Below are 18,874 nucleotides of genomic sequence, written 5' to 3'. Positions count from 1 at the left end.
CTATTAATTTACTAACATATTAATGCTATAGTGCCCGCCATTAGGACGTATGAATAAAAGGCTATTTCCATATGAGTTTTAAGGATTTACGTGGCTTTATTGACCATTTAGAAGCCAATGGTGAACTTAAACGTATCAGTTATCCAGTTGATCCTCATCTGGAAATGACCGAGATTTGCGATCGGGTCTTACGCGCAGGCGGCCCTGCCATCTTATTTGAACAGCCCAAAAACAGCTCAATGCCAGTGCTGGCCAACTTATTTGGCACCCCTAAGCGGGTGGCAATGGCATTAGGTAAAGATGATCCGCTGGCGCTGCGCGAAGTGGGCGAATTGCTGGCTTTTTTAAAAGAGCCAGAGCCGCCACGCGGCTTTAAAGATGCGATCGCTAAGATCCCCATGTTTAAGCAAGCCTTAAATATGCCACCGAAAACCATCAAAAATGCCCCGTGCCAACAAGTGGTGTTAACTGGTGATGAAGTCGATTTAACCCAGCTGTCAATCCAACATTGCTGGCCGGGAGATGCCGCGCCCTTAGTGACCTGGGGCCTGACGATCACCAAAGGCCCGAGGCAGAAGCGCCAAAACCTCGGCATTTATCGCCAGCAGTTATTGGCTAAAAATAAGCTGATCATGCGCTGGTTGTCTCATCGCGGTGGGGCGTTGGATTTTGCCGATTTTAAACAGCAATTCCCTGGGGAAAAATATCCTGTGGTGGTCGCTCTGGGTAGCGATCCGGTCACCATCCTTGGGGCGGTCACGCCAGTGCCTGACTCCATGAGCGAATACGCTTTTGCCGGCTTACTGCGTGGTGAGCGCACTGAAGTGGTCAAGGCGCTCAGCTGTGATTTGGAAGTGCCGGCCACCAGTGAGATCATTCTTGAAGGTTATATCGATCCTGATGAAATGGCGGTTGAAGGGCCTTATGGCGATCATACTGGTTACTACAATGAGACCGACAAGTTCCCTGTCTTTACTGTGACTCACATCAGCCATCGACGCGATCCTATTTATCACAGCACTTATACCGGCCGTCCACCGGATGAGCCGGCGATGTTAGGGGTGGCATTGAACGAAGTGTTTGTGCCGATTTTGCGTAAGCAGTATCCCGAAATTATTGATTTCTATTTACCGCCTGAAGGCTGTTCTTATCGAATGGCAGTGATCTCTATCCGTAAACAATATCCAGGGCATGCCAAACGCATCATGATGGGGGCGTGGTCGTTTTTACGACAGTTCATGTACACCAAGTTTATTGTGATCGTCGATGAGGATGTCAATTGCCGCGATTGGCAAGATGTGATCTGGGCGATTACGACGCGTATGGATCCGACCCGCGATACTGTAATGATCGACAATACGCCAATTGATTACCTTGATTTTGCCTCGCCAGTGGCGGGTTTAGGTTCCAAGATGGGACTCGATGCCACCAACAAATGGCCGGGAGAAACCGATCGTGAATGGGGCACACCTATCGTCATGGATGAAGCGGTAAAGCGCAAGGTCGACGAGATCTGGGATGAGTTAGGCATCGATTCGGCGCCTACTCTATAATGACTTGTATTGGCTCTTGATGACTAGCCACCAAGTGACTGACACAAACCTTCGTAGAAAGGGAACAAGGAAAGAACATGCAAACTATTCGCTGCCAGGTATTGGCTGTTACGCCATTTAATGATTCCGTTTATCAAGTCAAGCTAAAGCCTGACACCTTGTGTGATTTCCAAGCCGGCCAGTATTTGCTGGTAAAAATGGATGATAACGACAAGCGGGCCTTTTCGATTGGCAGCGCTCCAGGGCAAGATCATATTGAATTACACATAGGCGCTGCCGAATCAGAAGCTTACCCTATGCAAGTGGTTGAGCGCTTAAAAACCAGTAGCCATATTGAGATCGAAATGCCAGGGGGTGATGCGTTTTTGCGTGAAGATAGCCACCGCCCGCGGTTATTGATCGCAGGTGGCACCGGATTCTCTTACATTAAAAGCTTAGTTGAGCAGATGATCGCTCTAAATCATCATGTTGACACTCAGCTGTATTGGGGCTGTCGCACCCAAGATGCCATGTATTTTGAGTCGATTGCCCGTCAGTGGCATCAAGATCACCCTTGGCTGCATTTTGTTCCCGTGATTGAAGAAGCCAATAGCGATTGGGATGGTAAGCAAGGCAACTTGTTAGCGCAAATCAAGGCCGACTTTATCAGTCTCGTCGGTTATGACATCTATATTGCCGGTCGCTTTGCGATGGTTGGGGCGGCACGCGAGCAGTTCAGAGAAATGGGTGTGGAAGAGGCGCATTTATACGGCGATGCCTTCGCATTTATTAAATAATCTCGTCGCCAGATAAACTCAAGGCGCGCTCAGCCAACGGCTGAGCGCGCCTTGTTGTTGATGGACGCTAAGGCTTAATAGACCCCTTGGGCTATCATGGCGTCGGCGACCTTAACGAAGCCGGCGATATTGGCACCTTGCTCGTAATTGACATAATCGCCATGACGACCGTATTGCTCACAGGTGGCGTGAATTTGTTGCATGATGGCTTGTAAGCGCGTATCCACTTCTTCACGGCTCCAGCTGAGTCGAATGGCATTTTGGCTCATTTCTAAGCCAGAAGTGGCTACCCCACCGGCATTGGCGGCTTTACCTGGAGCAAATAACACCTTGGCTTGATGGAAGACGCTAATGGCTTCGGCGGTGCAAGGCATATTGGCGCCTTCGGCAACATATTTGACGCCATGGCCGACCAGTGTGACTGCCGCATCTTGGTTCAGTTCATTTTGGGTGGCGCAAGGCAGGGCCACATCGACCGCATAATCCCATGGACTGCCGCCTTCAACATAGCTGAGGCCAAGTTGCTTGGCATAATCGGCGACTCGGCCGCGTTGTTCATTCTTAATGGCCATCAGTTGCGCGAGTTTTTGGTTATCAAAGCCATCGGGATCATAAACCACCCCTGATGAATCAGAGGCTGTTACCACAACAGCGCCCATGGCAATGGCTTTTTCGATGGCATATTGCGCCACATTGCCTGAGCCTGACACCGCCACTTTCATGCCTTGTAATTGTTGACCTCGGCTTTGCAGCATGGCTTGCACAAAATACAGTACCCCATAGCCCGTGGCTTCGGGTCGAATAAGGCTGCCGCCATAACTTAAGCCCTTGCCGGTAAACACACATTCACCACTGTTACTGAGCTTTTTCATCATGCCAGCCATAAAGCCGATTTCACGGGCACCCACCCCAATATCGCCGGCGGGCACATCGGTATTGGCGCCAACATGACGATAGAGTTCTAGCATTAATGCTTGGCAGAAACGCATCACTTCGCCAGTGCTTTTACCTTTAGGATCAAAGTCACTTCCGCCTTTACCACCGCCCATTGGCAGCGTGGTGAGGGCATTTTTAAAGGTTTGCTCGAAGGCTAAAAACTTTAATACCGATTGATTGACTGAAGGGTGGAAGCGCATGCCACCTTTATAGGGGCCGATGGCGGAGTTATGCTGAATTCGAAAGGCGCGATTAACGCGGATCTGACCTTGGTCATCGACCCAAGACACTCGAAATTGGATCAGACGTTCAGGCTCCACCAGTCGTTCGAGTACGCCACTGGTGAGGTAATGCGGATGGGCTTCAACGAAAGGCCAAATGGACGTCAGCACCTCTTTGACCGCTTGCATATACTCATCTTGGTAGGCGTTTTTTTCGGCAACATCGGCTAAGAATTCGGTTAATGAGGTTGGGTGCATCATAAGCTCCTGTAAGGCTTTTTATAGAGTACGGATCAACTGAAGGCAGTTATAACAGGTTTAATGGCGCCTGCCAGAGACGAGGTCAGCCATTTCACGCGTAAGATCCCGTTACTATGATAAATAAGACCAATACCAAGAAAAATACAATAATAACGGCAAATAATTCAAGATTATTCAAACAGTAAGCTGTAGCGTTTAGTTTACTCCTTAAGCAGTCGTGATTGGGGCGCTTGTTGCGTTGAGGTCACTATTGGCATCATTGTCGGTGCTGTTGGCGGCTATTTGGGCTAAGCGCTCTCGTTCGGCTTTACTGACATAGCCTGATGCGGGTCGGCCATTGAGCTTGGCTTTTTTACGTTTGTCTTTCGCTATCAGGGTTTGATTGATTTTCTTTTTGCGGTTCATGGGGCTTCCTCGTTGAAAGTGGCAGTATACCCTCAAGCAAGTTCAATAAGCACAATTTAAGCCGCACGGGGGCGGCCATCATACTCAGCACGCTTAGTGGGAGCCATCGCATTGGAGGCAATTAACAATAGACAAGTCAGTAAGTAAAATAACGGAATGGCGTACATGATGGTTTGTAGGCTCAAGTAGGGGCGCAGGAGCGAAGTCAATCCGGGGCTGACCATGGCGCCAGTACTGCCGGCAATTAAGATATAGGAAATATTTTTACTGCTGGGTTTTTTCACAAAAGAGACGCCATAAGCAATAAAGGTGTTATACAAGGCCGAGCATACAAAGCCATAGCCATAGGCCAAATAAGGCAACCAGTGTTGGTGTTCTGTGGTGACAATAACCGCAGTGATCACCGATGCAATGGCAAGCACAGTGACTAAAAATAGCCGCACTGAGACGCGAGTGACTACGATGGCAGAGACGACAGCGCCAACGAGGGCCGCGGACCAATATTCGGTAATAATATGGCCGGCCTTAATGAATGGCTCGCCAAATTTATGCTCTAAAAACAAGGGCCCCCAGGTTAAGAAGGTATACAACGACAGCATCACCATAAATAGGCCAAAACCGCCCATTAAGATGCCGATATTCCATTCAGATGGGCTAGCTTTGCTGATGACATTAGAGCTGAGATGGTCTTCTGAAGCGCTGAAGTTGGTCATCAGGCTGAGGGTCACGGTGAGCAGAGCGATGATGCCAGCGATTAAATAACTGCTGCTCCAAGCCAAGTGCTGACTTAACGCATAGGTGGTGAGCAGCGGAAAAATCACCCCACCAATATTAAAGCTGGCATCTTGCACTACCAGTAAGGTGCTGTGCAGGCGCGCATGCCAAATTTTCACCACTAGAGTGCCTGCGATACACAGGCCAATGCCCGCGAAAAAGCCAATTAAGCTAATGTAAATTTTGACCATCATAAACGAGTGCGTCAGGTACATGGCCACGGCAAACAGAAACACCAAGGAATAACAACTGACGGTGACGCGCTTGACCCCAAAAGCATCGATCACAAAGAAGCCTGCCACTGTGCCGGCTAATGCACCGGCATTGAGTAAAGAGAAAATCACGGCCACCTCGGTGGTGCTCGCATTAAACGCGGTGGCAATGGGTTCAATCAGCATCCCAAATTGGGTGGCAAACCCCGCCATGGTGATATTGCATAGGAAGCTAATGGCGGTCATGGAGATTTTATGTTTCATAGCCGGCTCTGCTGATTAATCCAAAGAGATATTAATCATAAAAGGTAGCTCAATTCGGCGGCGTGGGTGGGATTAACCCAGACTTAAGCGCGGCCCCTATCGTATTACTGCATGAGGGGAGTCTGTCGTTAGCCGACCTTAGCGCTCACAGCGTAATGAGGGCTGGTAAGGCATGGGGAGCGCCTCGCTGCGGGGCGCGAGGCGCAGCGACGGGATTAATCGGCTTGTAATTGCTTGATGGCCGCCAGCAGCCCAAGCTCATAGCCTTGGCTACCAAGACCACAGATAACCCCCACGGCCACGTCGGATAAATACGAATGCTGACGAAACGGCTCGCGTGCATGCACATTGCTTATATGGATCTCGATAAAGGGGATCGCAACGCCCAGCAGGGCATCGCGCAAGGCGACACTGGTGTGAGTAAAGGCGGCCGGATTGATTAAGATAAAGTCGGCATCGGTCGTATGAATCGCTTGCAGCAACTCATGTTCGGCGTTGGATTGAAAGTGGCTTAAGTCGACCCCGAGTTGACAGGCTTGTTGTTGTAGGGTGCTGACAATGTCGGTCAAACATTGATGGCCATATTTCTCTGGTTCACGTCGACCTAATAAATTGAGGTTGGGGCCATTGAGCAGCAAAATTTTATACATATTAGGTCCTTGAGGTTAACTGTCAGACAAAAATTGGCATGGTCTGAGAATGGGGTCAATCAAATTTTTTTTGTCTGAGCTGTTTTACTTGGCCGCGCTGGGTCTTGCTGTCCATGCGTTTACGCTGGCTGTTGCGGCTTGCTTTAGTGGCGATGCGTTTTTTTTGAGTATGCATCACACTTTGCACTAATGCGATAAATTGCTCCAGCGCGGTTTGGCGATTGCTGTCTTGGCTGCGGCTTTGTTGGCATTTGATAATGATTTTACCACTTTGGGTGATGCGATGATCGCGCAGGACTAAGAGCTTTTGTTGATATTCTTCGGGCAAGGAGGAGGTGTGGATATTAAAGATCAGCTGGGCCGCGGTCGACACTTTATTGATATGTTGTCCACCGGCGCCACTGGCGCGAATAAATTGCCATTCGATTTCGCTATCCTGAAGGATGACGCGGTTTGAAATTTTGATCATCAGCGCATTACACTCGGGTTGATGCTGAGGTTGCTCACAGAATTAGTTAGCCGCCTGTAAGGATAATTGGCTATTATGAGCAAATTCGCCGGCAAGAGGTACTCATTTACCTTACTGTGCTGATTAACTTAGCTGTGGAGTGCGTGCATGTTGTGTCAGATCCCCGATGTTACCCCGGGCGTGTTGAGTTTATTTGTGAGCGGCCATATCTCCGCTGAAGATTATCGACAACGGTTGCAACCGTTAATGCGCCAATACCAACAACAATATGGCCGCATCGACTTATACATAGAAGCCGATGTGTTATTAGAAGGTTGGGATAAGTCGACCTTGTCTGGCGCCGGTGAAGTGCAGTTTGCCCCCTTTGATACCTTAGTGATGTTAGGCGGCCCCGATTGGGTCAGCAATGCGTTGCAGTTATTTGGACCCTTGATCCAAGGGCAAGTGGCATGGTATCCCCTCAATTTGAAGGAAGATGCGCTACACTTCTTAGCGCAACGACAAGACTCATTGCAGGTGCAGTGAGAGAATAATGGAGGTTGTATGACAAAAAAAATATTGGCGATTGCTGTCGCGGCTCTGTGGTTGGTGGCCTGCTCCCCCGCAGTAGGGAGCAAAGCTTGGTGTGAACAATTAGATAAAAAACCTAAAGGCGATTGGACTGCCGATGAAGCCGGCAATTATGCTAAGCACTGCGTCTTTGGTAACACCACCGACTAATCCTTGCCTTACCCATTAGCCGTGATTGATCACAATTTGATGACGGCTAATGTCAAAGTATGTAAAAGCACTTGCGCTCTTTATGGCATGCCCTAGAATGTTCCATCAATAATATCTTGATTAACTGTCTGTTAGGGCTGATGAATTGATTTCAATCAGAATGTTGCATCAACTGACGTGTGCATTGATCACTATCGTGTTGCTTCAATTTGTTGCAACCAATAGTGGTGCTCATCAATTACACCTCGATGCCAGCGTGCCCGGTGAAGAATCATCCCATCCTCATTTAACATTTAATGCGCCGGTATTAGTCGAAGCAGCCTGCATACAATGTCAGTGTAATCTCGAACTTGAGTCCGCCCACGCCGCAGAACCGGCGTTTTTCAGTCATCAACATCAAAGTGTTGAGTGGCAATCCTTTGATTTATGCCTCGATTGCCAGTGCCATGGCGGTGGTGTCATGCTGCTTTCTTTTATGCCTGAGCTTGCCAGCACCCCTGCCAGTCGAGATCTCCAACCCGCCAATTTAGGTAGTCTGTTGACCTCGGCGACCATGCTGTATCGCCCCCCCATTAGTTAATCCAACGCGTTTTACACTCTATCTCTAATGTCGCGTACTCGCCTGCGATGGCGGGTGGTCTGCGCTAAACGTCATGAACTCATCCAATGATGTGGTGTGGCCGGCATTAGGGCGAATTAAGTTAACACTAAGTGTTGGATAAATTTATGAAACCTTCTTTTTTTGCCCCATTGTTATTAGGGGTTGGCCTCATGGCGTCTTGCGTCCAAGGGGCAACCGCCGAGGTGGCTAATGTCTCGGTTAGCCAAGCCCAGCAGCATTGGTGGCCACAATTGCAGAGCCTGATCGGGCAATTGCCACAAATGCAGGTACAGGCCTCAGCGTTTAAACAGCAGCAGCTCGCATCGTCGGCCGCCAGTCAGGCGATTTACAATCCCGAACTCGATGTGAGCTATCAAAATGCCAGCGAAGATACCTATGGCATTGGTTTGAGCCAAACCCTTGATTGGGGCGATAAGCAAGGCAGTAGCGCTGCGCTGGCGCAACTAGCTTTGCAGCAAGCCGAGCTTGAATGGCAAATGACGCAAGATCAATTATTAGCCTCGGCCTTACAGGCGTTAGTGGCGCAAGATATTGCCAATAAAGAATATCGCTTTGCCAAGCAACAGGTCGAGCATGCGGGTAAACAGCTGAATATTGGTCGTCAACGCGTGGCTGCTGGCGACTTGCCTCAGGTGGCCTTGCAACAATTAGCGTTAGAACTGGCCAATAACAGCGCCGAATTTGCCTTAGCTGAACAAGCGCAATTAGCGGCAAATAGCGCCGTGATGGGATTGCTCGGTCAAGCATTCACCCTGACGGATTTTATGCAAGTCATAAGCATGGAAAGCAGTCAGGGAGTCGATGCCAGATTGCCAGCCCTACAAGCAGCCTATCTCGCGGTGCGTCAAAGCCGCTTGCTGCAAGCCGTGGTGGCCAGTGACACGAGCGTCGATCCTAACATCAGTGTTAGCGCTGAACGTGAAGGCAGTGAAAACAAGTTTGGCATCGGCCTGTCCATCCCGTTGCAAGTTCGCAACCGCTATCAGGCCGAGTATGCTCAAGCAGGTGAGGCCGTCATCATGGCCGAGCAGCAATACTTGGTGACAGAGCGACAATTACAGCAAGATTATCAGTTGTTTCAGGCCAGTATTCCCAATTTGTTAGCTCGCTATCAAGATTGGCGGGAACTGGTGTATCGCGCGGGTTCGGAAATCGCGAGTACCTTGGCGCAGCAGTGGCGCAGTGGTGATCTGGCTACCGGTGATTACCTCCAGAGCCAACGCCAATTAGCCAGTAGCTATCAAGTGGGTTTGCAGTTAGAGCAAGCCATCTATAACCAGTGGATTAACTGGATGGCCAGCAGTGGCCAGTTAACTCTGTGGTTCGAGCAGATCTATGGTCAAGCCGCAATCACCTCTTCTTCCTCTTCTGTTAATCAGGTGGCTCACTAATGAATTTATTAACTCACGTATCTCGCCCTTCTTTGTCAGTCATCGCCTTGGCGTTGAGTATTCTGTGGGCAACACCATTGCAGGCCGGTCCTGGACACGACCATGATGAAGTCCTTCCCGCCGTCGGTGCGATAGAAGATGCCCATGAAGAAGGGCTGCATTTATCGAGCGCGCAACTGGCCTTGGCTGGCATTGAGGTCATGGCGTTACAAGACAGTCATTTCAACTTGGATGCGGTTGCCACGGCGAACTTGATTGTCGATCGCGATCAAACTGTGATCTTAGCCCCGCAACTTGAAGTGCGAGTGATGGCTCGCCACGTCGCCCCAGGACAAAATGTTAGCCAAGGTCAGCCTTTGCTAACCTTGGGCGGCGCGGCCGTTGCGCAAGCACAAGCCGAGTTTATTAATGCCAGTGCCGAGTGGCGCCGAGTCAAGGCCATGGATAACTCAGCCGTTAGTGCCAGCCGCCGTTTGCAGGCGCAGGTGGATGCCGAACTCAAGCGGGCTATTTTGGCCTCGCTCAAGATGACTGAAGCCCAAATTGAGGCATTAGCGACCCAACCTGAACGCATTGGCGAATATCAATTATTGGCACCAATTGCGGGTCGGGTTCAGCAAGATATTGCTCAGCGTGGTCAGGTGAGTGCTGGTGGTCAAGCCTTAATGCAGTTAACCAATGAGTCAAGCTTATGGGTCGAAGCCCAACTTACCCCAGCGCAATCGAGCGGATTAACTGTGGGCAGCAAGGCGTTAGTCAGAGTGGATGACAAGTTGCTCGCGGCCACGATTATTGGCCGTTCTCATGAGCTCGATAGCGTCACTCGCACCGAGCAAGTGTTGGCGCGGATGGACAATCCAGGACACGTGTTGCACGCCGGCCAATTTGCCGAGTTGTATTTAACGACCTCTGAGCAAGTGGGGTTAGTGTTGCCCGATGCCGCCTTGACCCGCAGTAGCGATGGTCATTGGCAAGTGTTTATGGTCAAAGGTGATGCTTTTGAAGCGGTGGAAGTGACCGTGAGTCAACGTCAACGGGGCATGAATCTGGTGTCGGGTTTGCCTGATGAGGGCGAAGTCGTGATCGCAGGAGCATTCTTGCTGGCCTCTGAGCAAGCCAAATCTGGCTTTGACATCCATAACCACTAAGGCCTGTACCTATGCTAGTGAAATTAATTGAAGCGGCTATTCGTCATCGTTTACTGGTGATCATGGCCTTGTTGGCGGCCATTGTCGCCAGTGGTTTGGTGTTACCAAAACTGAATCTCGATGCTTTTCCTGATGTGACCAATGTGCAGGTCACTGTGAACACCGCGGCCGAAGGATTGGCGGCCGAAGAAGTTGAAAAGCTGATCACTTATCCGGTCGAAGCGGCCATGTACGCCTTGCCATCGGTCACTGAAGTGCGATCGCTGTCGCGTACCGGCTTATCGATTGTGACTGTGGTCTTTGCCGAAGGCACAGATATCTATTTTGCTCGTCAGCAAGTCTTTGAGATGCTGCAACAAGCCAAAGAAATGATCCCGTCGGGGGTGGGGGTGCCGGAAATTGGGCCTAATACCTCCGGATTGGGTCAAATTTATCAATATGTGTTACGCGCCGATAAGGACGCCGGTGTCAGCAGTGATGAACTCAGAAGTCTGAATGACTATTTGGTTAAGTTACTGTTGATGCCCGTTGGCGGCGTCACCGATGTGTTGTCATTTGGCGGTCATGTTCGTCAATATCAGGTGCAAGTTGATCCGAATAAATTGCAAGCCTTTGGCGTCGATTTACCACAAGTGACCGCAGCCTTAGCCAGCAACAACCGCAATGCGGGTGGCTGGTTTATGGATCAAGGGCAAGAACAGCTGGTGGTGCGTGGCTATGGCATGTTACCCGCGGGCGATGAGGGCTTAGATGCCATAGGCTCTATTCCTTTAACCGAGTACCAAGGCACGCCTGTCAGCATAGGTGATATTGCGACTATCGCCTATGGCAGTGAAATTCGGGTGGGCGCGGTCACTATGAGTCGCCGCACCGACGAGGGGATTGAAGCCTTAGGTGAAGTGGTGGCTGGGGTCGTCCTGAAACGCATGGGCGACAATACCAAGGTCACGATTGATGAAATTGATGCTCGCTTACCCTTGATTAAACAGTCACTGCCTGACGGGGTGCACTTTGAGGTGTTTTACGATCAATCGGATCTGGTGACTCAAGCGGTAACCACAGTGGTTGATGCCTTATTAATGGCGTTTATGTTTATTTTGGTGGTGCTGTTATTTTTCCTCACTAATATTCGTGCCACGGCATTGGTGTTGATTTCTATTCCGGTGTCCATCGGTCTGGCGTTAATGCTGATGGCTTACTTTGGCATGTCGGCCAACTTGATGTCATTGGGCGGGCTCGCGATTGCAATCGGTATACTGGTGGATGGCTCGGTTGTGATGGTCGAAAACATCGTTAAGCAGTTGGGACGTGATGATCACTCCTCCATTGCGGCTAAGGTAATGACGGCGGCCGCTGAAGTGTGTCGACCGATTTTCTTTGCCACCTTGATCATTATGCTAGTGTTCGCGCCGCTTTTTGCCCTAGAAGGGGTCGAGGGCAAGATGTTCCAGCCGATGGCCGTCAGTATTATTTTGGCCATGGGAGCGGCCTTGCTGGTGTCCTTGTTGATGGTGCCAGCGCTGGCGGTCTACCTGTTTAATTCGGGAGTCAAACTTAGACACAATCCTTTGTTATCTGGACTTGAACTGAGCTACCGCCGGGTGTTGGTGGCCACGTTAGCTGCACCCAAACGAGTTATGGCGGCGGCATTAAGTTTGTTTGTGCTGACCATGATGCTATTGCCACGCTTGGGCACAGAATTTGTGCCTGAACTGGAAGAGGGCACCATTAATTTGCGGGTGACCTTAGCGCCCACGGCAAGTTTGGGTACCGCCATGGAAGCCGCGCCTAAGCTGGAAGCTATCTTGCTGGAGTTTCCTGAGGTTGAATATGCGCTGAGCCGCATTGGCGCGCCTGAATTGGGTGGCGATCCTGAACCTGTGAGTAATATCGAGATCTATTTGGGTCTTAAGCCGGTCTCTGATTGGACTTCTGCGAGCGATCGCTCTGAATTACAACATTTAATGCAAGATCGTTTGGCCCAGTACCCGGGATTATTGTTTACCTTCTCACAACCGATCGCGACCCGTGTGGATGAATTATTGTCTGGGGTGAAGGCGCAATTAGCGATCAAGTTATTTGGACCCGATCTTGAGGTGTTATCAGCTAAGGGACAGCAGCTCGCTGAGCTGGTGGCCGGGATTGATGGCGCCGTTGATGTATCACTTGAGCAGGTGAGCGGAGAAGCGCAGTTGGTGATCCGTCCCTATCGCGATAGGTTAGCGCGCTATGGCATTAGCGTCGATCAAGTGATGAGCTTAGTTAGTGAGGGCATTGGTGGCGTCAGTGCCGGTCAAGTAATTGAAGGCAATGCAAGATACGATATTCAAGTGCGTCTGGCTGAGCAATATCGTAACTCACCGGATGCATTGGAAGACTTGCTGTTAACCGGAGCCACGGGCGCCCAAGTGCGTCTTGGTGAAGTGGCTAGCGTGGCCGTAGAGATGGCACCACCGAATATTCGTCGCGACGATGTACAGCGCCGGGTGGTGGTACAAGCTAACGTCTCTGGTCGTGATATGGGCTCAGTGGTCAATGATATTTATGCCATCGTGCCCCAAGCCGACTTACCCGCAGGTTATACCGTGATGGTGGGCGGCCAGTACGAAAATCAACAACGAGCACAGCAGAAATTAATGCTCGTGGTGCCGATTTCGGTGGCATTGATCGCCTTATTGCTGTTCTTCTCATTTGGCAGTGGCAAGCAAGCGGCTTTGATCATGGCCAACGTGCCCTTGGCATTGATTGGTGGCGTACTGGCGCTGTATTTGAGTGGCACTTATCTGTCGGTGCCAAGCTCTATCGGCTTTATCACCCTGTTTGGGGTGGCGGTATTGAACGGCGTGGTGCTGGTGGATGCCATTAACCAGCGACTGGCCAGTGGAGAGCCCCTCAATCACGCCGTACTTGAAGGCACAGTGGGGCGGTTGCGGCCAGTATTAATGACGGCACTGACCTCGGCATTGGGTCTGATCCCGATTCTAATGTCATCCGGCATCGGCTCAGAAATCCAAAAGCCGCTGGCGGTTGTGGTTATCGGTGGCCTGCTGAGCTCAACCGCGCTGACGTTGCTGGTACTGCCAGCCCTGTACAACCTGCTTGAGGGTAAGCAGAAGCCTCAAACTCAGCAAGCTGATGTCTGAGCTTAAGTCATATTCTTAAAGACGTTTTACTCAGGGATGAGGTGTATTTTTCTGGTGATGCCTAGCTTTACAGGGCATCACTTTTTTTTGCAAACCACAGAAACTGCCTTACCTTCTGTGGTCTTGGGTAACGGCACAAGTTTGTGCCGTTTTTTATTGGGTGCGTCGTCTGTAGTTTCCTCTTTTTCTTTCTGCTGTAGAGTTGTCTGCCGGTTCTCAGTACCGAAATCTCTGTGGGATTCTGCTGTAGGTTAAGGCGTGCCAAGTTGCGCTTTGATTGGTTTTGCCCCTGCGGGACATACCACTTGTCAGCAGTGAAAGTCGTGGGTAAATACATCCTTATACCGCGGCCAGTTCGGCATCCCTGCCTCTCGCTCATCAGTGCGCTTGCCTTGGGCAAGCATTCGCCCAAACCCACACCCGAGTCAGGGGCGTTGCTCGTCCATGATTCGACTGTCATGGCTTCGGCATCCATGCCTCGCTTCGCCATTTTCAACAACCCTTTCGCCAGCGTCAAACGGGGACTGGATGTCATATTCCAGTTGTGAGCTTGCTCAAAAAATGCGACTCCATATTGCGAGTATCTTGACCAAATCTTCCTTCATTGTATCTATCTGGGCAGATGGCCTTTATAGGCATAGGCAGCTTTGGGGCAGTGATGAGCTGACGAGATACACTAATTCCCCCCGTTTGAAGTTGCCGGAGGGAAATGACGTCAATAGCCAGCTCTGTCATGGATGACAAAGCAGGCGCCGTTGAGCCAGGGATGGTGAATCGGCGGTGATTGCGTCCATTGAAGGCATGTATCGATGGGTGACAACTTCGGTTGGGGCGGCAAGGGAGATGCAAGAGGGAATTGCTGTTGATCCCCTCTTGCCCCGTGAGGGTGGAACCCACGACGTTTTGGCAAGCGAAGCTTGTCTATCTACACCAGTAGAGTGAGAGCTGAATGCCACATTTTCATCGTCTACATCGCGATGAATCATCTGCGATAGATTGAGCAAATAAATGCAGCCACTAGGCTGCATTTATTTTTTTTAAAACAAGGGCGTTACGGCAATATCTGGGCGTCTGATGGCTTGGTCGAATTCATCGGCCAATTGTTGACTTTGCGCGACAGCCTGCTGCCAATAGCGCTGGCGGGTGGCGGTATCTAAGTGTTTAAAATCGGTGCGATCAGGCAACTTGCCTAAGGGTAATTTGGCCGTAAATTCAGGGGTCGGTGCTAACACTAAGGCGCGATCGAAGGCTTTGGCATGGCGGCGCCAGGGTAGGGATTTATCAAACCAGCCAGGACTCATGTGCGGATAAAAGTGAGGGTATAAGGTTAAGCCAGTGGCCGCGCCTAAATCTAACTTAAAGTGATAATCTGTAATGCCGCCATCAAAGTAGCGCCCAGGCGGCAGTGCTTTAATGGCGTCGACGCCAGCGAGCACCAGCGGAATACTGCCCGTGGCGAGCAACACCTGTTCGAGATTGGCCTGATCATAATGTGTTTGAGTGGTGGGCAAATCGGCCACTCGATTAAAGGGGGGATAGTTAACGCCGGCGGGGCTTACGAGCACTCGATCAAAAGAGTGTGCCAACCACGGACGGTGGATGGCATTGGTGACCGCGGCTATGAGGAGTCCGGCGAGTAACAGGGATGGCTGAGGGTGACGATTGAGATGGCGAGCGCGGCAAACAACGACGTGATGATGGATCTTGGGGTGGCGCATCAACGCCGCGGCGCCATTGGCACCCAATAGATGGCTCACAATCGATTTCACCTTGGTCGCGACTTCCGTAGGCCGTGGGCGGCCTTGATAGGCTTGACCAATGTAGGCTTCGACGAGCCTATCGTAAGCGCCGTTACTGTCGGTTTGTGGCAAGCATGCCAACCGCCAAGCCCCAGATGATGCGCCTAAGGTATGTAATGGCTGCTGGCGGGCGTTAAAGAATTCGCTGAACAGGTATTTATCTAAATTGGCCAAGCCTAGAAACTTAGGTCCCCCCGAGGCTGCCAGCAATTGACTGAATAATTCGGGACGCAAGCCATGGCGGCGTATTTGGCTTAAGGCACTCGGGCCTGCGAGTAATTGTAATCCGGCCACTTGGGCTCCTTGGCTTGCGGGAGTGATCCCCGTCCTATTGAGTCGGTATTGATCCCGCCAAGCTTAGGCTCGCCTAATCAAGGTTGGCGGGATCAAGGCGCGTCATCGTCGCTCATTCTAAACAATTCAGTGGGTGCCGGCCTTAAGACTGAGGCTAATTGGGCTGGGACACACGAGCTGATGCGATGGTTATCATATAATAGAATGCTGATGGAAAGCAGCCTGCTCGAGTATGGCTATTGCCCCCGCGCAGGTTTACACTAGCGCTAATTTTTTTAAGGGGATGTTATGATTACTGATACCTTGGCCATGAGCCACCTTTATCACGGGATCCACCCGAATTTAGCCCAGGCCTTTGCATTTTTACAGCAGGCTGATGTCGCCAATTTAGCCAAAGGTCGACACGATATTGATGGCGATAAGGTGTTCGCTATCGTCAATGACTATCAACCCGGTGATCGTCATCAGTCTCCTTTTGAAGTCCATCAGCGTTATATGGATGTGCAATTTGTGGTGTCGGGTCAGGAAATGTGTGGCTGTTTACCCTTGGCCGATAGACGCAGTGATACCGATTACCATCAGGGACGAGATTTTGCCGAGTTTAGCAGTGCGCCGCTGTTAGCCCAAGCCAACTTTTTCAGCCTCAAGGCTGGTGAGTTTGCCATTTTTTTACCGACGGATATCCATATGCCTGGGGTTGGGCCTGGCAGTGAGTGGGTACGTAAGGTGGTGGTGAAGGTCGCTATCTAAGCATCGGCAGCGTAACCGTGCCAACATGAAGTAATTATCATGGGTGTGTCAGCGTCTTAGCGACTAGAATGAAGGCATTATCTGTTATGGATACTGCCTAATGCTGGAATCGTTACATCATATCGTGACTGACCTGAGCCCATGGTTACACCAATACGGCTATGTTATTTTGGCGCTCGCAATTGCGGTCGAAGGCTTTGGCATTCCAGCCCCGGGCCAATCCTTATTAATCGTGGCGGCAATCTTGGCCGCGAGTGGCCAAATGTCATTGCCGCTAGTGATTATCGTGGCGGCAATTAGTGCCTTTAGTGGTAACTGCATCGGTTATTACTTAGGGTTGCGCTTTGGCAATGTCTTACTTAACAAGGGCTGGATTAAGCCGCAAACTGAGCAAAAATTGCATCAATTTATTGGCCAGTATGGCGGATTGGGTCTAGTGATTAGCCGCTTTGTTGAGGGCTTAAAACAGTATTTATGCCTCGGCTGTGGTATCGCGAAAATGCCAGTTAAGCAATTTTTATTGGGTAATTTATTCGCCACCAGTGTCTGGGCGTTAGTGTTCGGTTTGGGCCCAGCATTTCTCGAGAGAGAGTCGACACCACTCTTAATTTTTTATCATCAACATCAAATCATTAGCTGGTTAATTGTGTCGGTATTGATCGGTGCCATCGCCGTCGTTCTCTGGCGAGCAAAAGCCGCGAAGCCAGCAAACTAAGTGCCATCGGTGATTATTTTTTTCTGTATGAAATCATTTTAAGATATCAGTGGTCTAAGTTTAATTAAGGGGTGGTCAAATTTTGACTACCTTGACGGGTTGTAATTTTTCTACAGGCATGCCGCTGGTGTTGGAGGCAAGATGAACGTCGAAGTAATGTCGCTTTTTGCGATTGATACTTTGATCTTACCTCAGGGTCGACAAGAGATCCGCGTGGTTGATAACTTGAATATATTAACCTTAACCGAGAGCTTAAAGTTGGATATTCCACTGGCTTTTGGCATGGGTTGTCAGCATGCACCCCCCTGTTATCCGATTGTCACTCATTGCCGCGTGATTGATTTCAATCAGTTAAGTGATAACAGCCTGTCGATAGTGATTGAAGGCTTGCAGCGTGTCAGGGTGATATCATCGATGCAAAAATTAGATAAGCGCTGGATGTTACTGACTTTTCCAAGCCAAAATTGGCAACATGAGCCGTTAGTGGGCGAATATCGATTACTAAGCCAAGCGTTGCGAGAGTTTTATCAAGTTCATCCGGATTTATTGGAGCTCTATGGCGATACTCAATGGCAAGATGCTTGCTGGGTCAGTCAGCGTTGGCTGGAAGTGCTACCTATGTATAACCATGATAAACATCAATTGTTGAGCCAGCCAGATTGTCATAAGACCATGAATTTTATGCTTAACTTAATAAAATCAGATTTAAGTGCCGACAATAACCTCAATGGATAATGGACGATTGCTGCCCCAGCGCTTGTGGGTTGAGTGGCGCAAGGCTAGGCGAGAGCTATGGATTGGCGGTATGATGCGCCCCTTGATGCCATGAAATGAATCACCATGTCGACTGCCCGCGCTGCTCAACCGTCTTACCTTGTGTTACCTCAATCTCAATCTCATGATATGACTGTGCTGTCCTATCTTTGTGAGCGCTTTCCTCACATTGCGCCTGAGACGTGGCGCGACCGAATGCAGCAGGGGTTAGTGAGTTGGCAAGATGGTAGCTTGATTGATAGCGATAGCCGCTATCGCTCGTGCGCTCGGGTGTATTATTACCGCGAGGTGGTCGCGGAAACCAAGATCCCCTTTGAGGTCGATATTCTCTATCAAGATCCGCACATAGTGATTGCCCACAAGCCGCATTTTCTGCCAGTGACCCCCAGTGGAAATTATGTCAATGAGTGCCTAGTTCATCGCTTGCGGTTGGCCACAGGAATAGACACCTTAGTGCCGGCCCATCGCCTCGATCGTGAAACCGCAGGCATAGTGCTGTTGAGTGTTAATCCCGATACTAGGCATCTGTATCATGCATTGTTTTCTGCCAAAACCATTAATAAGCAGTACCACGGCATTGCGCGCCTGACGCCAGAATTATTAGCCTTGCATCAGTCGCAGCAACTGCGATTGCCGTGCCATTGGCGCATCGAAAATCGAATTAAACCTGCCAACCCAAGCTTTTTAATGCAGATAGTCCCAGGCGATGCTAATAGTCATTCCGAGATTAGCTTAGTGGCTGTGGCCGGAGATTTGGGCTTGTTTGAACTTAGCCCTATCACAGGTAAAACGCACCAGTTGCGCGTGCATATGCTGAGCTTGGGCATGCCCTTACTCAACGATCGTTTTTATCCCCAGTTACAAGCTAAAGGCCCCGATAATTTTAATCAGCCATTGCAACTGCTGGCGCGCCGCTTAAGTTTTGTCGATCCGGTGACGGCAAAGTCTCATGACTGGCAAGTGCCAGGATTAAGCTTGCAGCGCAGGATTGATTAAG

18 protein-coding genes are annotated in these 18,874 nt (G+C 50.2%); 12 read left to right on the top strand and 6 right to left on the bottom strand.

Annotation, left to right across the window (positions count from 1 at the left end; translation table 11 throughout):
* The first annotated feature begins 71 nt into the window (after window positions 1–71).
* A complete protein-coding gene (gene ubiD / locus KU855_RS06420; RefSeq protein ID WP_218529481.1) occupies window positions 72–1,553 on the top strand; it encodes a 4-hydroxy-3-polyprenylbenzoate decarboxylase in 1,482 nt (493 codons plus the stop codon).
* 77 nt (window positions 1,554–1,630) lie between these two features.
* Window positions 1,631–2,329, top strand: coding sequence for an NAD(P)H-flavin reductase (gene fre / locus KU855_RS06415; protein WP_218529480.1), 699 nt, complete (start codon window positions 1,631–1,633; stop codon window positions 2,327–2,329).
* A gap of 74 nt (window positions 2,330–2,403) precedes the next feature.
* On the opposite strand, the gene gdhA is transcribed toward fre, so the two are convergent.
* The 5 genes from gdhA to arfB all read right to left on the bottom strand — a co-directional run bounded on the left by gdhA (window position 2,404) and on the right by arfB (window position 6,521).
* Window positions 2,404–3,747 carry an NADP-specific glutamate dehydrogenase gene (gdhA, locus tag KU855_RS06410; RefSeq protein WP_218529479.1) on the bottom strand — a complete coding sequence of 448 codons (1,344 nt, stop codon included), beginning with the start codon at window positions 3,745–3,747 and terminating at the stop codon, window positions 2,404–2,406.
* Window positions 3,748–3,954: 207 nt separating this feature from the next.
* Window positions 3,955–4,152: a DUF2986 domain-containing protein gene (locus KU855_RS06405; protein ID WP_218529478.1), complete on the bottom strand. Its 198-nt coding sequence runs from the start codon at window positions 4,150–4,152 to the stop codon at window positions 3,955–3,957.
* A gap of 56 nt (window positions 4,153–4,208) precedes the next feature.
* Window positions 4,209–5,402 (bottom strand): MFS transporter TsgA, encoded by a 1,194-nt coding sequence (gene tsgA / locus KU855_RS06400; protein ID WP_218529477.1) that lies wholly within the window; start codon window positions 5,400–5,402, stop codon window positions 4,209–4,211.
* A gap of 215 nt (window positions 5,403–5,617) precedes the next feature.
* Window positions 5,618–6,052: a type II 3-dehydroquinate dehydratase gene (aroQ, locus tag KU855_RS06395; protein ID WP_218529476.1), complete on the bottom strand. Its 435-nt coding sequence runs from the start codon at window positions 6,050–6,052 to the stop codon at window positions 5,618–5,620.
* A 55-nt stretch (window positions 6,053–6,107) separates the two neighbouring features.
* On the bottom strand, window positions 6,108–6,521 hold the full coding sequence (arfB, locus tag KU855_RS06390) for an alternative ribosome rescue aminoacyl-tRNA hydrolase ArfB (protein ID WP_218529475.1): 414 nt from the start codon (window positions 6,519–6,521) through the stop codon (window positions 6,108–6,110).
* A gap of 147 nt (window positions 6,522–6,668) precedes the next feature.
* On the opposite strand from arfB, the gene KU855_RS06385 reads away from it, so the two are divergent.
* The 6 genes from KU855_RS06385 to KU855_RS06360 all read left to right on the top strand — a co-directional run bounded on the left by KU855_RS06385 (window position 6,669) and on the right by KU855_RS06360 (window position 13,545).
* On the top strand, window positions 6,669–7,046 hold the full coding sequence (locus tag KU855_RS06385; protein WP_218529474.1) for an STAS/SEC14 domain-containing protein: 378 nt from the start codon (window positions 6,669–6,671) through the stop codon (window positions 7,044–7,046).
* 18 nt (window positions 7,047–7,064) lie between these two features.
* Window positions 7,065–7,241 (top strand): DUF3012 domain-containing protein, encoded by a 177-nt coding sequence (locus KU855_RS06380; RefSeq protein WP_218529473.1) that lies wholly within the window; start codon window positions 7,065–7,067, stop codon window positions 7,239–7,241.
* Window positions 7,242–7,386: 145 nt separating this feature from the next.
* Window positions 7,387–7,821 (top strand): hypothetical protein, encoded by a 435-nt coding sequence (locus tag KU855_RS06375; RefSeq protein ID WP_218529472.1) that lies wholly within the window; start codon window positions 7,387–7,389, stop codon window positions 7,819–7,821.
* Between the two features lie 146 nt (window positions 7,822–7,967).
* Complete coding sequence (locus KU855_RS06370; protein ID WP_218529471.1) at window positions 7,968–9,254, top strand: TolC family protein; 1,287 nt, start codon at window positions 7,968–7,970, stop codon at window positions 9,252–9,254.
* Entirely contained in the window at window positions 9,254–10,402 is a 1,149-nt protein-coding gene (locus KU855_RS06365; protein ID WP_218529470.1) for an efflux RND transporter periplasmic adaptor subunit, read from the top strand. The genes KU855_RS06370 and KU855_RS06365 overlap by 1 nt, the downstream gene beginning before the upstream one ends.
* Before the next feature lie 11 nt (window positions 10,403–10,413).
* Window positions 10,414–13,545: an efflux RND transporter permease subunit gene (locus KU855_RS06360; RefSeq protein ID WP_218529469.1), complete on the top strand. Its 3,132-nt coding sequence runs from the start codon at window positions 10,414–10,416 to the stop codon at window positions 13,543–13,545.
* A 1,037-nt stretch (window positions 13,546–14,582) separates the two neighbouring features.
* Here the strand turns inward: KU855_RS06360 and KU855_RS06355 are convergent.
* Window positions 14,583–15,638, bottom strand: coding sequence for an alpha/beta hydrolase (locus KU855_RS06355; RefSeq protein WP_218529468.1), 1,056 nt, complete (start codon window positions 15,636–15,638; stop codon window positions 14,583–14,585).
* Window positions 15,639–15,926: 288 nt separating this feature from the next.
* Between KU855_RS06355 and KU855_RS06350 the strand changes: the two genes are divergently transcribed.
* The 4 genes from KU855_RS06350 to KU855_RS06335 all read left to right on the top strand — a co-directional run bounded on the left by KU855_RS06350 (window position 15,927) and on the right by KU855_RS06335 (window position 18,873).
* Window positions 15,927–16,388, top strand: coding sequence for a YhcH/YjgK/YiaL family protein (locus KU855_RS06350; protein WP_218529467.1), 462 nt, complete (start codon window positions 15,927–15,929; stop codon window positions 16,386–16,388).
* A 100-nt stretch (window positions 16,389–16,488) separates the two neighbouring features.
* Window positions 16,489–17,103 (top strand): DedA family protein, encoded by a 615-nt coding sequence (locus KU855_RS06345; RefSeq protein ID WP_218529466.1) that lies wholly within the window; start codon window positions 16,489–16,491, stop codon window positions 17,101–17,103.
* Between the two features lie 141 nt (window positions 17,104–17,244).
* A complete protein-coding gene (locus KU855_RS06340) occupies window positions 17,245–17,838 on the top strand; it encodes an LON peptidase substrate-binding domain-containing protein (protein WP_218529465.1) in 594 nt (197 codons plus the stop codon).
* A 105-nt stretch (window positions 17,839–17,943) separates the two neighbouring features.
* Window positions 17,944–18,873, top strand: coding sequence for a pseudouridine synthase (locus KU855_RS06335; RefSeq protein ID WP_218529464.1), 930 nt, complete (start codon window positions 17,944–17,946; stop codon window positions 18,871–18,873).
* Window position 18,874 lies beyond the last annotated feature (1 nt).

This window comes from Shewanella sp. NIFS-20-20 (assembly GCF_019209865.1).
Lineage (GTDB): Bacteria > Pseudomonadota > Gammaproteobacteria > Enterobacterales > Shewanellaceae > Shewanella.
Note: the sequence above shows the minus strand (reverse complement) of the source record. Positions and strands in the feature narration are given on the sequence as shown.

Bases quoted from the DNA above. Each gene is read 5' to 3' on its own strand.
- ubiD (WP_218529481.1), top strand. From the start codon at position 72: ATGAGTTTTAAGGATTTACGTGGCTTTATTGACCATTTAGAAGCCAAT.
- fre (WP_218529480.1), top strand. From the start codon at position 1,631: ATGCAAACTATTCGCTGCCAGGTATTGGCTGTTACGCCATTTAATGAT.
- gdhA (WP_218529479.1), bottom strand. From the start codon at position 3,747: ATGATGCACCCAACCTCATTAACCGAATTCTTAGCCGATGTTGCCGAA.
- KU855_RS06405 (WP_218529478.1), bottom strand. From the start codon at position 4,152: ATGAACCGCAAAAAGAAAATCAATCAAACCCTGATAGCGAAAGACAAA.
- tsgA (WP_218529477.1), bottom strand. From the start codon at position 5,402: ATGAAACATAAAATCTCCATGACCGCCATTAGCTTCCTATGCAATATC.
- aroQ (WP_218529476.1), bottom strand. From the start codon at position 6,052: ATGTATAAAATTTTGCTGCTCAATGGCCCCAACCTCAATTTATTAGGT.
- arfB (WP_218529475.1), bottom strand. From the start codon at position 6,521: ATGATCAAAATTTCAAACCGCGTCATCCTTCAGGATAGCGAAATCGAA.
- KU855_RS06385 (WP_218529474.1), top strand. From the start codon at position 6,669: ATGTTGTGTCAGATCCCCGATGTTACCCCGGGCGTGTTGAGTTTATTT.
- KU855_RS06380 (WP_218529473.1), top strand. From the start codon at position 7,065: ATGACAAAAAAAATATTGGCGATTGCTGTCGCGGCTCTGTGGTTGGTG.
- KU855_RS06370 (WP_218529471.1), top strand. From the start codon at position 7,968: ATGAAACCTTCTTTTTTTGCCCCATTGTTATTAGGGGTTGGCCTCATG.
- KU855_RS06365 (WP_218529470.1), top strand. From the start codon at position 9,254: ATGAATTTATTAACTCACGTATCTCGCCCTTCTTTGTCAGTCATCGCC.
- KU855_RS06360 (WP_218529469.1), top strand. From the start codon at position 10,414: ATGCTAGTGAAATTAATTGAAGCGGCTATTCGTCATCGTTTACTGGTG.
- KU855_RS06350 (WP_218529467.1), top strand. From the start codon at position 15,927: ATGATTACTGATACCTTGGCCATGAGCCACCTTTATCACGGGATCCAC.
- KU855_RS06345 (WP_218529466.1), top strand. From the start codon at position 16,489: ATGCTGGAATCGTTACATCATATCGTGACTGACCTGAGCCCATGGTTA.
- KU855_RS06340 (WP_218529465.1), top strand. From the start codon at position 17,245: ATGAACGTCGAAGTAATGTCGCTTTTTGCGATTGATACTTTGATCTTA.
- KU855_RS06335 (WP_218529464.1), top strand. From the start codon at position 17,944: ATGTCGACTGCCCGCGCTGCTCAACCGTCTTACCTTGTGTTACCTCAA.